This window comes from Anaerococcus sp., from assembly GCF_030825785.1.
Lineage (GTDB): Bacteria > Bacillota > Clostridia > Tissierellales > Peptoniphilaceae > Anaerococcus.
Genome location: NZ_JAPJPG010000044.1, coordinates 1 through 12913, shown reverse-complemented (window position 1 = coordinate 12913; position 12913 = coordinate 1). Strand labels below are relative to the sequence as shown.

Genomic DNA, 12913 nt, shown 5'->3' with positions numbered 1-12913 from the left:
TTTATGCATCATGTGAAATTTTAAGAAATCCACAATTTAATAATATGCCCCTAGCTGTTGGTGGCCTTAGTAATAGGTCTATATTAACAACTGCTAACTACAAGGCAAGGGAATATGGCCTTCATTCGGCTATGCCTGTTTTTATGGCGAAAGAACTTTGCCCAAATCTTATTCTTCTGCCAGTAGATCACAAATATTACAGAGAAAAGTCCAAGGAAATTTTTTCTCTTGTAAAAGGATATGCTAAGCTAATGGAGCAAGTTTCTGTAGATGAGGCTTATCTACTTGTAGAAACAGATTCTCCCAAAACTCTTGCTAGAAAGCTTCAAGACGAAGTCTTAAGTAAAACTGGTATAGGTATTTCTATCGGTATATCCTACAACAAATTTCTAGCAAAGCTTGCAAGCGATTGGCAAAAGCCCCATGGGATAACTCAAATTAGAAAAGAAGACTTAGATTACTTCTTACCTGATATTTCTGTAAATAAGGTCCACGGCATAGGTAAGAAAACTAGCGAGAGATTAAATAAAATAGGCATCTATAAGGTAGAGGACCTCCTTAAACTTGACTACGAATACCTCATCGATAATTTTGGCAAGCAAGGAGCTTATATCTATCATGTCATAAGGGGAGTTGATGATAGGAAGATTAATCCTTCTAGGGTTAGAAAAAGTATAGGAAAAGAGAGGACCTTTGCCCAAAACACCAATGATATAGCAATTCTCACTTCCTATCTAAAAAACTTATCTGAGCTTATAGAAGATGAGATGGACATCAAAAATATTCAAGGAAAAACCGTAAATTTAAAAATAAAAGATGCAAAATTCAAAAATCACACTAGGTCTATTACCCTCCAAGAGCCAATTTATAGGGCAAAAGATATCTACAATGAAGCCTTAAGTCTCTTAGAAGACCTCCACAAGGGCGAGATGCTAAGGCTAATTGGCATATCCCTATCAAATCTTCAAGAAAGAAAACTAAATCAATTAAGTTTCCTAGACTAAAAAGGCCCCAAAATCCGCATTCTGGAAATTGGGGTCTTCTTATTTTTCTTATTTCTTTTCTTCTTCTTTTTTGTCTTCTTCTGTATTTTCATCTCCATCTTCTTGGGCTTGAATTATGCTCTTTCTAACCTCTGCATCAATTTGGGCCATAAGTTCTGGATTTTCTTCTAAGAGATCTTTGACATTCTCCCTACCTTGGCCGAGCTTTTCGTCCTTGTAGGAGAACCAAGATCCTGCCTTATCAACTATGTCCATATCTACAGCCGTATCGAGCAATACTCCAGATTTGGAAATTCCCTTGCCATACATAATATCAAATTCTACTACCTTGAATGGAGGAGCTACCTTGTTTTTGACAACTTTAACCCTAGTTCTTGATCCTATAGAATTATCTCCTTGGGTGATTGTCTTTATCCTTCTGATATCAAGTCTTACTGATGAGTAGAACTTAAGGGCACGACCACCTGGTGTTGTCTCAGGAGATCCAAACATAACTCCGACTTTTTCTCTTAATTGGTTGATAAAAATCACTGTTGTGTTTGATTTTGCAATTACACCGGTTAGTCTTCTAAGAGCTTGACTCATAAGTCTCGCTTGAAGACCGACGTGGCTGTCTCCCATCTCTCCTTCGATTTCTGCTCTAGGTACAAGGGCTGCAACTGAGTCGATTACTATTAGGTCAACCGCTCCACTTCTTACAAGACTTTCAGCTATATCCAGACCTTGCTCTCCAGTATCTGGTTGAGAGAGGATTAGGTTATCTATATCAACTCCCAAGTTTTCTGCATATTCTGCATCTAGAGCGTGCTCGGCATCGATAAAAGCACAGGTCTGATCTTGCTTTTGATCTTCTGCAACTATATGAAGGGCAAGGGTTGTCTTACCGGATGATTCAGGTCCAAAAATTTCAACCACTCTTCCTCTAGGAATTCCACCTATACCTAAAGCTATATCGAGGTTGACTGCTCCAGTTGGAATAGCTGATACTGAAGCTCTAGGAGCTTCACCCATCTTCATTATGGCTCCCTTACCGTATTTTTTCTCTATATTTTTAAAAGCCTGGTCTAAGGCCTTTTGCTTATCTTTATCCATAAACTCTCCTCTACTATTTATATAATCTGTACAAAATCTTACTATTATTATATCATTTTATTAATTTTCTTAAAGCATTATACAAAATAAAGAAGCTTTCGCAAATAAAATCTTTTCTATCACAAGCTTACAGGTCAACGTCCTTTTAAGAATGCTTTGACTCTTAGCTTAATGATGGAACTATTATTTACAAAAGCTAATATTTTCAATATTATTCTATTTTTCTTCCTAAAGCTTTTATATATTTTCCAAGTCTAGGACTTTTTTATTCTTAACTATATAGTCCACTCCAGATATTACCGTGAGAATTACAGCTATATAGAAGACAAAGATTCCAGCTTTATTTAGACTAGGTACATTTAGTAAAAGCATTACTAATGATATCATTTGGCTTGTTGTCTTTGCCTTACCCCACATACTTGCCGCAATTGTTATTCCAGAATCTGCCGCAAGAGTCCTAAATCCTGTGATTATAAGCTCTCTTGAGATTATTATTATAACAGGCCAAGCAGGTATTGTATTATCTTCTACTAGTACCAAGAAGGCTGCCATGGTTAGGACCTTATCTACCAAGGGATCAGTAAACTTACCAAAGTTCGTTATCATGTTTCTGCTTCTTGCTATATGACCATCTAGTGCATCTGTAAGACTTGCTATAATAAAGACGATAGCTGCTATATTCATATCCCTTCCGCTAATCATAAAGATTATTACAAAAACCGGGATTAAAAACAGTCTTACAAGGGTTATTTTGTTAGCTAAATTCATTTTCTTCTCCTTCTAAATAAGACCTATCTACTAAGACCTTTCTTGGCTTAGATCCTTCATATCCGCCAACTACTCCTCTTTGTTCCAACTGATCTATTATCCTTCCAGCCCTAGCGTAGCCTATCTTAAGCTTTCTTTGAAGCATGGATACTGAGGCTGTATTTTCGTTAATTATAAGCTTGATAGCCTCATCTATTAGTTCATCTTCATCATCTGAAGCTTCGCTTGGGCTTTCGACGTTTTCCTCTACCTTCTCTATGGCATCTTCGTCGTAGTTGGTCTCGTTTCCTTCTTTGATTTCTCTAACGACACTTATTACCTCATCATCAGAAACAAAGGCTCCCTGAATCCTGGTTGGTCTCATAGAATCGCTTGAAGCGTAGAGCATATCTCCCTTACCTAAAAGCTTCTCTGCTCCTTGGCTATCAAGAATTGTTCTAGAGTCTATTTGACTTGTAACTGCAAAGGAAATCCTAGAAGGAATATTTGCCTTGATGGTTCCTGTTATAACATCGACTGTCGGTCTTTGTGTCGCAATAATTAAGTGAATGCCACAAGCTCTCGACTTTTGGGCAAGCCTTGTTATATAATCTTCGACTTCTGCTCCTACAGTCATCATCAAATCTGCAAGCTCGTCTATTATGATTACTATATAGGGAAGATTTTCCATAGAATCGTCAGATTCTTGGGCCTTCTTATATCCAACTATATCTCTAACGTGATTTTTCTCAAATAGTTTGTATCTTTTTTCCATCTCGCTAATGGCCCAGAAAAGGGAAGAAGAAGCCTTCTTAGGATCAGTAATTACTGGCATTATGAGATGTGGGATTCCATTGTAGATAGAAAGCTCTACAACCTTAGGATCTACTAGGAGAAGTTTTACATCATTTGGCGAATGCTTGTAGAGAATCGACATGATGATGGTATTAATACAGACGGACTTACCAGATCCTGTCGCTCCTGAGACCAGAAGGTGGGGCATCTTTTCAATCGCTGAAACTTCAACATCACCTGATACAGATTTACCCATGGCAAAGGGAATCGTATATTTAGATTTGACGAAGTTTTCTGAAGATAAGATTTCCTTAAGTCCAACGACTTCTTTCTTATCATTGGGAACCTCGATTCCAACATGGCTTTTGCCAGGGATTGGAGCGAGTATTCTTATACCGCTTGTAGCAAGGGCAAGGGCCAAATCATCAGATAAGTTTACAATCTTACTAACCTTAACTCCCCTTTGAGGCTTTAGCTCATAACAAGTTACTGTTGGACCTACATCAATTTGTACAACCTTACCATCTATGCCGAATGAATCTAAAGTCTCTTCTATAGCTACTGCTCGAGCTCTGATCTCTCGATCATCGACTCCCCCATCTTCATTGATATCTTCCAAAAGATCGATGGAAGGATAAGTATAATCTCCAAATTCTCTCCTAAAACTTTCATTGAAATCAGACATCTCAACTTGACGGGACTTGTAATTATTTACCTTGGCATCGCCTAAGCTATCTAAGTCGAAGTTTTTGACAGGTTTTCTTTTTACTTCTCCCTTTTTAGGAGCTTCTTTTTCTTTTACACTTATTGGATTTTCTTTTACTGGAGCTTTCCTTTCTTCTAAATCGTCTTCTCTCTTATCTTCGATTCTTTCTTCTTCCTGTATTTTTTTTCTTTCCTCGATTGAGGTTTTAGCTCTTAGGGTCAAATCTTTTATATTTTGCCCTAATTTGCTAAAGCTTTCCTTAACTTTCTCAAAAAATTCTCCATAAGTTAGGGGACTTATATCGATTAATAGAGCAAATATTGAAAGGCCATAAAGGATATAAAGGCCAAGATTTCCTATTAGATTAACTAGGAAAAATGAAATTGCACCACCGATTGCTCCTCCCCCATCAGTTTTTTGGCTTGCTGCATATTGGACAGACCAGGAAAGCTCATTTCTTATAAAAGCTCTAGAAAACAATGCTAGGGTAAGTAAGTATATAATATATAGTAGCAAGAACTTAGATATATTTTCTCTAAATCTTCCCCTAAGCTCTGATAGAAAACTTATAAATACAAGAACTGGGAAAACTAGGGCAAATTTTCCAAAGATTTTAGCAAAGAAATCTGATAGGACATCTCCCATAAGTCCGGTATTAGAACTTAAAATAAATATAAATAAAATGACTTGGATTGCCATCATTATTAGAGAAAATCTCCTGAAATCAAATTTATTCTCCCTAGGCTTTTTAGCCTTGGTCCTGTTGGGTGATTTTTTATTCGATTTTTTTCTGATTCTGTTTTGATTTTTACTAGTCATATCCACCTCTCTATAATTATATATTAAGAGGCATAAAAAATAAACTGCCCATGACAGTTTAGCTTAGAGACTATGTTTATGAAACATAAACTAAAGACCTACTCTTAAAGCTAAGCGAAGAAATACTATCGCCTAGCTTAGATGATTTTAGGATTGTCAAAGCCTTTACTATATAAAACAGTTTATTTAAGTGCTCTTACTTATCTTTTTTATCTTTTCTGTAAGGTGATTCGTCTACTGGCCATGCTTCTGGTCTTTCTAGGAGGACCTTTCTTGATAGATTGATTCTTCCTTGTCTATCAATCTCTGTTACCTTTACCTTGACCTCATCTCCTACGCTTAAGACATCTTCAACCTTTTCTACCCTATGGTGGTCGATTTGAGAGATGTGAAGGAGACCTTCCTTACCAATCGCAATTTCTACAAAGGCTCCGAAGTTCATAATCCTAACTACCTTACCTGTATAGATATCGCCTGGCTTTGGATCTGTGACGATAGATTTGATCATCTCAATTGCCTTCTTGCCGCTTTCGCCATCTTCTGAAGCAACTGTGATATGTCCATCATCTTCTGTTTCGATCTTCACTCCAGTAGCATCTATTATTTTGTTGATTGTCTTTCCACCTGAACCTATTACATCACGAACCTTTTCTGGGTCGATGTCGATTGTAAATAGTCTTGGCGCATAATCAGATATATCGCTTCTTGGCTTATCAATTGCGGATTCTATAACGTCTAGGATTCTCATTCTAGCACTGTGAGCATCGTTTAGAGATTCTTCTAGAACTTCTCTTGTTATTCCGTCGATTTTCATATCCATTTGTAGGGCTGTGATTCCATCACGAGTTCCAGCAACCTTAAAGTCCATATCTCCTAGGTGGTCTTCTAGACCTTGGATATCTGTAAGAATTGAAATAGAGTCATCTTCCTTGATAAGACCCATTGCAATTCCTGCAACAGGTTTTGATATTGGTACACCTGCATCCATTAGGGAAAGAGTTGATCCACAAATAGAAGCTTGAGAGCTTGAACCGTTTGATGATAATACTTCTGATACAACTCTAATTGTGTAAGGGAAGTCTTTTTCATCCGGAAGAACTGGTAGTAGGGCTCTTTCAGCTAAACGTCCGTGACCAATCTCACGACGACCTGGTCCTCTAAGTGGTCTTACATCTCCAACGCAGAATGGTGGGAAGTTGTATTGGTGGATGTATCTTTTTTGAATTTCTTCTCTATTAAGTCCATCTATAATTTGAACATCAGCAGGAGAGCCTAAGGTTACTACAGATAGAACTTGAGTTTGACCTCTTTGGAAAAGTCCTGATCCGTGTACTCTTGGAAGAAGGCCTGCCTCTGCAGAAAGTGGTCTGATTTCTGTAAGATCACGTCTGTCTGGTCTAATCTTATCGATAGAAATCATACGACGTACTTCTTTTTTCATGATATTATCAATTCTTCTGTGAATTTCATCTTCACTTTCTGGATATTCTTCTAGATATTTTTCCTTAGCAGCTTCCTCAATATTGAAGATATTATCTTCTCTTTCAGTCTTATCTGTAGTTCTGATTGAGTTTTTGATTTCTTCTTCAAAATCAGCTGAAATCTTTCTATCAAGCTCTGTCTCTTCTATTTGAGCTACTTCGATTTTTTCTTTTCCTATATCATCGATTATGGTTTGGATAAAGTCAGAAATATTACTAATTTCCTCTAGGGCAAGGAGCATTGCTTCAAGCATCTCATCTTCAGAAATCTCCTTTGCTCCAGCTTCTACCATGTTGATAGCACCCTTCTTACCTGCTACAGTAAGCTCGAGGCTTGATTTTTCTCTTTCTTCCTTGTTTGGGTTTATGACTAGCTTATCTCCAACTTTACCAACCATACAAGCGCCAACAGGACCATCGAATGGTATATCGGAGATACCTAAGGCGATTGAAGCTCCAATTGTTGTAAGTGGGTCTGGGAGGTTATCTTCATCCATAGACAAAACTGTGGCTATGATTTGTACGTCATTGTAGTAGTTTTCTGGGAAAAGTGGTCTTAGAGGTCTATCCATTTGACGAGAAATAAGGGTTGCCTCATCGCTTGCCTTTCCTTCTCTTTTGAGAAATCCCCCAGGAATCTTTCCTACTGCATATAATTTTTCTTGAAAATCACAAATTAATGGAAAAAAGTCTATTCCTTCCCTTGGCTTCTCACTTGCAACTGCTGTTACAAGCAAAGAAGTATCGCCACTTTTTATGTAGCATTCACCATTGGCCTGCTCTGCGAATTTACCAATAGTAATTTCAAAATCTTTGCCTAATTTTGATTCGTATTTGTAAGTCTTTACCATCTTTACTCCTAAATTTTTCTATATAAAATAAGGCGGGAATGCCCCGCCAATAATTAACCTCTTAGACCTAGTCTCTCGATGATTGATCTATATCTATCAATATCATTTTCTCTTAGGTAGTTTAACATACCTTTTCTACGTCTAATCATTTTGTAAAGACCTCTTCTTGAAGAGTGGTCTTTTTTGTTGCTCTTTAAGTGTTCTGTAAGATCAGCAATTCTTCTTGAAAGGATTGCGATTTGAACTTCTGGAGAACCTGTGTCTCCTTCTTCTAGTTGGTATTCTTTGATTATTGCTTGTTTTTCGTCTGCTTTTAACATAATTTCCTCCGTTTATAATATTTGCCATTTACCAAGTAAAGGTCGAGGTATCATTTACTTAGCAAAGGTACCGTTTATTATTATACTTTCTCATTTTCCTTTTGCAAAATATTTTCTAGATATGCATAGGCTTTTTCCTTATCTGAATTCATCTGATCTATCAGGGCTTCCTTGCTATCAAATTTGATATCATAGCGGAAAAACTCTAGAAATTCTATAGAAATATCCTTACCGTAAATATTTTGATTAAAGTCAAGAATATAGGTCTCTACCTTTCTATGGCTTTCATCAAAGGTAGGGTTGGTACCTACATTGCTTAAGGCGTAGAAAGACGCTCCGTCAATATTAATTTTTGTAAAGTAAACTCCATCTACTGGAAGGACATAGTTAAAGCTAAGCTTAAGGTTTGCTGTAGGAAAGTTTAGGGTCCTTCCTCTTTTGGCTCCATCTACAACCCTTCCTTTTATCTTGTAATTTCTTCCAAGTAGTTTGTTTACTTTTCTGATATTTCCTTCTCTTATTAGATCTCTTAGATGATTGGATGAGATTTTGTTTACCTCATCTTCCTTTTCAAATTCAACTACTGAAGTATTGTAATTATATTCATCTTCAAGCTTTCTAAGAGTTTCGACATCACCTGAGGCCTTCCTACCAAACCTGTAGTCCTTGCCACAAATAACGTAGGATGCGTTTAGCTTTTTGTTAATAATTTCAGCTATAAATTCTCTTGGAGAAAGATTCATAAACTTTTCATCAAAATCTATCAAGCAAAAGGTATTTATCCCCATCTCCGCTAAAATCTCGATTTTATCTTCAAGACTTGTCATATACTCTTTCTCATCCTTAAGTCTTAGCTTAGTGTTTTCCTTAAATAACAAGACTGAAGGCTCTAGGTCATACTTTTTGCTAATTTCTAGATTATTTTTCATTAGTTTTTGATGGCCTAAGTGAACTCCATCGAAGTTTCCAAGACTTACCGCCTTTTTTTCAAGATCTGGTAGGTCCATATTTAGGTCATATATTTTTATTTTCTCTATCATAAAATACTTTCTCCATCTTTAGAAAATATCCGCCCCTACTCTCAAAACTCTTTGCCAAGCCAATAAATTCATTTCTCGAGTATACTCTAACTTCTTCGTCTATTTCTTCGTCTATCTTTATGGTCATGCCATTTACGGCCTTATCGAAAAGATTATCAGAAAGCTCTAATCTCGGAAACTTATCTAAGGACTTATCTACACTTTCAAGTTTCGATATAAGCTTATCCTTATCCATTTCTAAGATATCAGAAGACTTAACTGCCTCATCTACTAGAAAGTCTCCAACCCTTACCCTTCTAAGCTCTTTCACGAAAGACAAGCACCCTAAATCTTCTCCTATATCATCTACAAGAGTTCTGATATAGGTACCCTTAGAGCAAGTTACGGAGATTTTGGCATAGGGAAAGTCGAAGTCAATTAGCTTTAGGTAATAAATCTTGACCTTTCTTTTCTTTCTTTCGATTTCCTTACCACTTCTTGCAAGGTCGTAAAGCTTCTTGCCGTCCACCTTTAGGGCAGAATACATAGGAGGAATTTGGTCTATCTCGCCCTTGTATTTTTCTAGAACTTCTTCTAAGTCTTCCCTCTTGCAAGTTTTATGGCTTTCTTTGATAACTTCCCCTGCTGCATCAAGGGTGTCTGTCTTTTTTCCAAATTCCATAAGGCATTCGTAGGTCTTATCCTTATCCATCATGTAATCGGATACCCTTGTCGCCTTGCCGACTACAATAGGAAGGACTCCACTTGCCTCAAGGTCAAGGGTACCTGTATGGCCTACCTTCTTCTGATTTAGGGCTCTCCTTACGAGAGATACCACCCTCGCTGAAGATATGCCCTTTTCCTTATCCACATTTAGAATGCCGCTATACATCAATTTCCTTTAGGATAGCGATAGCCTTCTTGCTTGCAGCTTCTAGGGAATCATCGAATATAGAAAATCCACTAGCCTTGATGTGTCCTCCGCCGCCGTTTTCACGGGCAACTCTTGCTACATCGACATCCTTACTTCTTAGGGACACCTTATATTCGCCATTGTCGTATTCTTTAAGAATCATAGATACTCCAACTTCGTCTATATCTCTTAGCATGCCTACGATTGTTTCAGCATCTCCCATTTGTACTCCGTGTTTTTTGACAAGGTCCTTGGAGATAATAGAATAGGCTTTTTTGTCCATAAACTCAGCATTTGAGATAACTTCTGTTTGAAATTTCATTACCTTCATTGGTTTTGATTGATATAGGTTTCTATAGATATATTCGCTATCTGCTCCAAGACTTAGAAGTCTTCCTGCAACATAGAAGGTGTATTCTGTTACATTTGAATATAAGAATCTATTAGTATCAGTGCAGAGTCCTGTATAAATTAAACTTGCTATATCCTTATCTATAGGAAGGTCTAGTCTTTCGATAATTTCGAAGACAAGCTCGCAAGTCGCAGGAGCTGTATCATAGATTAGGTTGAGGTCTGTATTTATTCCGCCTCCTACGTGATGGTCTATAACCAAGGTATTTTTGGAAGCTTTGGCTATTGGAGTTAAACTCGCACCAATTCTATCAAATTCTGAGCAGTCCAAAATCATAAAGAGATCATAGGAATCCCTTGAAGCTTCTTTGTAGTTTTCCTTCTCCGGCAAGAAATGTAGGTAGTCATCTATGGTATCATTGGCCAGAAGCTCTACATCTTTACCGTAAAGCTCTAGGGATTTTCTTAGGGCAAGGGTAGAACCGAGGTTGTCTCCATCTGGGTTGATGTGGCTTGCTATTGCAATTGTTTCTGCGTTATCGACAAGTTCTTTAAATTTATCGAGTTTTTCTTTACTGATTTTCTCTTTCTTCATTAGCTTTCTTATCCTTTGCAATTGTTTCAGCTATTAGCTTATCCATGTAAGCTCCGTGTTCGATTGAGTTATCGATTTTGAATCTAAATTCTGGCATAGATCTAAGTCTCATCCTCTCTCCAATAAGGATTTTGATGTAGCCTTTTGCTTGCTCTAAAGCCTCAATTACATCTTCCTTATTTGTAGCATTACCTAGTACGCTAACGTAGCAGTCAGCGTAAGAGAGGTCGTTGGTTACTTCAACATCTGTTATAGTAACCATAGCCTCTGTGCTAAGTCTTGGATCGTTTAGGTCATCTCTTAGAATTTTGGATAATTCCTTTTTGACTTCAGATGAGATTCTTTCTGTTCTTCTTTTATTCATTAATCTCTTTCCTTTTCAACCATTTCATAGGCTTCCATGACATCTCCAACCTTGATATCGTTGAATCTATTTAGGCCAATACCTCCCTCGTAACCACCTGCAAGTTCTTTGGCATCGTCCTTAAATCTCTTCATTGATGAAATATCACCGTCAAATATTACGATATTGTCACGAAGAAGTCTAATGCTTGCTCTTCTTGGAACTGAACCATTTGTAACCATAACACCAGCAACTGTTCCTGCTCCTGGAACCTTAAAGGTATCACGTACTTCAGCCCTACCAAGGACAACTTCCTTAAATTCTGGATCTAGCATACCCTTGATAGCTTTTTCTACATCTTCGATTGCTTCATAGATTACAGAGTATGTTCTAATCTCAATGTTATTATCTTTTGCTCTTTCCAAAGCTCCTTGGGTTGGTCTTACGTTAAATCCTATGATAACTGCATTAGATGCTTGGGCAAGAAGGATGTCTGATTCTGTAATTCCTCCTACAGCTCCTGCTATAACAGATACTTTAACTTCTTCATTTGAAAGCTTCACAAGTGAATTGCTTACAGCATCTACTGTTCCCTTAACATCTGTCTTAACTATAATATTAAGTTCTTTTAACTCACCATCACCGATATCTGAGTACATATCTTCAAGGTTGGTATTAGCCTTTGCCTTAAGGTGCTCTTTACGTTTAAACTCTGCTGCCCTGTCTGCAAATTCACGTGCAAGCTTCTCATCTTCTACAGCATAGATCATATCCCCTGCTTCGGCAACATCAGATAGTCCTAGGATTTGGGCTGGCATTGATGGAGTTGCTTCTTCGATTGCTTCTCCAATAGAGTTAAACATAGCTCTAATCCTACCTGATGCAGATCCTGTTACTACATAATCTCCTGCGTGAAGGGTTCCCTTTTGTACAAGTACTGTAGCAACTGCTCCTCTTGCCTTGTCAAGTTGGGCTTCTACTATAATACCAACTGAACGTCTATTTGGATTTGCTTTAAGATCTCTCATTTCAGCTACTAGAAGAACCATCTCTAATAGATCGTCAATACCCTCTCCTGTATAAGCTGATACTGGAACCATGATGGTGTCTCCTCCCCATTCTTCAGATACAAGACCATGTTCCATTAACTCTTGTTTTACTCTGTTAGGGTCAGCTACTTCCTTATCGATCTTGTTTATTGCTACAACTATTGGTATTCCAGCAGCCTTGGCATGGTTAATCGCCTCAACAGTTTGTGGCATAACACCATCATCTGCTGCAACTACTAGGATTGCTATATCAGTTGCTTGGGCTCCCCTCATTCTCATTTCTGTGAATGCTTCGTGGCCTGGTGTATCAAGGAAGCTTATCTTCTTACCGTTAATATCAACCACAGAAGCACCGATATGTTGGGTGATACCTCCTGCTTCGCCACTTGTAACTCTTGTTGATCTTATCTTATCAAGGATAGATGTCTTACCATGGTCAACATGACCCATTACAGAAACTACAGGAGGTCTGCTTACTAGGTCTTCTTCCTTATCTTCATAGTCTAGCTCTACTTGTTGTTCTTCAATGGCATCGTACTCTTCTTCTAGTTTTATCTCCTTACCAAAGTCTAGGGCAACTAGTTCTGCTTGTTCAAACTCGATTTGATCATTAAGTCCTGCCATCACCCCAAGACCAATTAGTTTTCCTATTACAGAATTTGGAGATTGTCCTATTTTGTCAGCAAAAGTCTTTACATTTACAGTTTCTGGAATTTCTATTATTCCATCATCTTTTTTCTCTTCAGCTTGTTTTTTGTTAGCCTTGGAAGTTTTCTTGTTTTTACTTTTTTTCTTTCTCTTTTTCTTAGGCTTTTCTTCTTCAAAATC

At 37.6% G+C, this 12913-nt stretch carries 11 protein-coding genes; 1 reads left to right on the top strand and 10 read right to left on the bottom strand.

Features of this window, described 5'->3' with window-relative positions; all coding sequences use genetic code 11:
- A partial coding sequence (locus RCH56_RS06465; RefSeq protein WP_306484161.1) for a DNA polymerase IV occupies window positions 1-1004 on the top strand: 1004 nt, incomplete at its 5' end.
- Between the two features lie 48 nt (window positions 1005-1052).
- Here the strand turns inward: RCH56_RS06465 and recA are convergent.
- The 10 genes from recA to infB form a co-directional block, all read right to left on the bottom strand.
- Window positions 1053-2096, bottom strand: coding sequence for a recombinase RecA (recA, locus tag RCH56_RS06460; protein ID WP_306484160.1), 1044 nt, complete (start codon window positions 2094-2096; stop codon window positions 1053-1055).
- A 237-nt stretch (window positions 2097-2333) separates the two neighbouring features.
- A complete protein-coding gene (pgsA, locus tag RCH56_RS06455; protein ID WP_306484159.1) occupies window positions 2334-2864 on the bottom strand; it encodes a CDP-diacylglycerol--glycerol-3-phosphate 3-phosphatidyltransferase in 531 nt (176 codons plus the stop codon).
- Complete coding sequence (locus RCH56_RS06450) at window positions 2851-5163, bottom strand: DNA translocase FtsK 4TM domain-containing protein (RefSeq protein ID WP_306484158.1); 2313 nt, start codon at window positions 5161-5163, stop codon at window positions 2851-2853. The genes pgsA and RCH56_RS06450 overlap by 14 nt, the downstream gene beginning before the upstream one ends.
- Before the next feature lie 196 nt (window positions 5164-5359).
- Window positions 5360-7495: a polyribonucleotide nucleotidyltransferase gene (locus RCH56_RS06445; protein WP_306484157.1), complete on the bottom strand. Its 2136-nt coding sequence runs from the start codon at window positions 7493-7495 to the stop codon at window positions 5360-5362.
- A 53-nt stretch (window positions 7496-7548) separates the two neighbouring features.
- A complete protein-coding gene (rpsO, locus tag RCH56_RS06440) occupies window positions 7549-7815 on the bottom strand; it encodes a 30S ribosomal protein S15 (protein ID WP_306484156.1) in 267 nt (88 codons plus the stop codon).
- Window positions 7816-7895: 80 nt separating this feature from the next.
- Entirely contained in the window at window positions 7896-8855 is a 960-nt protein-coding gene (locus RCH56_RS06435; protein WP_306484155.1) for a bifunctional riboflavin kinase/FAD synthetase, read from the bottom strand.
- Window positions 8830-9726 carry a tRNA pseudouridine(55) synthase TruB gene (gene truB, locus RCH56_RS06430; protein WP_306484154.1) on the bottom strand — a complete coding sequence of 299 codons (897 nt, stop codon included), beginning with the start codon at window positions 9724-9726 and terminating at the stop codon, window positions 8830-8832. The genes RCH56_RS06435 and truB overlap by 26 nt, the downstream gene beginning before the upstream one ends.
- The gene (locus tag RCH56_RS06425) at window positions 9719-10693 is read right to left on the bottom strand and encodes a bifunctional oligoribonuclease/PAP phosphatase NrnA (RefSeq protein ID WP_306484153.1); all 975 of its coding nucleotides are present in this window, start codon (window positions 10691-10693) and stop codon (window positions 9719-9721) included. Before RCH56_RS06425 ends, truB begins: the two co-directional genes overlap by 8 nt.
- Entirely contained in the window at window positions 10671-11057 is a 387-nt protein-coding gene (gene rbfA, locus RCH56_RS06420; RefSeq protein WP_306484152.1) for a 30S ribosome-binding factor RbfA, read from the bottom strand. Before rbfA ends, RCH56_RS06425 begins: the two co-directional genes overlap by 23 nt.
- Window positions 11057-12913, bottom strand: a 1857-nt coding sequence (gene infB, locus RCH56_RS06415) for a translation initiation factor IF-2 (protein ID WP_306484151.1), incomplete at its 5' end; no start/stop codon positions are given. The genes infB and rbfA, both read right to left, overlap by 1 nt.

Excerpts from the sequence above, each read along its gene's own strand:
- truB (WP_306484154.1), bottom strand. The coding sequence starts at position 9,726 with ATGTATAGCGGCATTCTAAATGTGGATAAGGAAAAGGGCATATCTTCA.
- RCH56_RS06435 (WP_306484155.1), bottom strand. The coding sequence starts at position 8,855 with ATGATAGAGAAAATAAAAATATATGACCTAAATATGGACCTACCAGAT.
- RCH56_RS06450 (WP_306484158.1), bottom strand. The coding sequence starts at position 5,163 with ATGACTAGTAAAAATCAAAACAGAATCAGAAAAAAATCGAATAAAAAA.
- pgsA (WP_306484159.1), bottom strand. The coding sequence starts at position 2,864 with ATGAATTTAGCTAACAAAATAACCCTTGTAAGACTGTTTTTAATCCCG.
- rbfA (WP_306484152.1), bottom strand. The coding sequence starts at position 11,057 with ATGAATAAAAGAAGAACAGAAAGAATCTCATCTGAAGTCAAAAAGGAA.
- RCH56_RS06425 (WP_306484153.1), bottom strand. The coding sequence starts at position 10,693 with ATGAAGAAAGAGAAAATCAGTAAAGAAAAACTCGATAAATTTAAAGAA.
- rpsO (WP_306484156.1), bottom strand. The coding sequence starts at position 7,815 with ATGTTAAAAGCAGACGAAAAACAAGCAATAATCAAAGAATACCAACTA.
- RCH56_RS06445 (WP_306484157.1), bottom strand. The coding sequence starts at position 7,495 with ATGGTAAAGACTTACAAATACGAATCAAAATTAGGCAAAGATTTTGAA.
- recA (WP_306484160.1), bottom strand. The coding sequence starts at position 2,096 with ATGGATAAAGATAAGCAAAAGGCCTTAGACCAGGCTTTTAAAAATATA.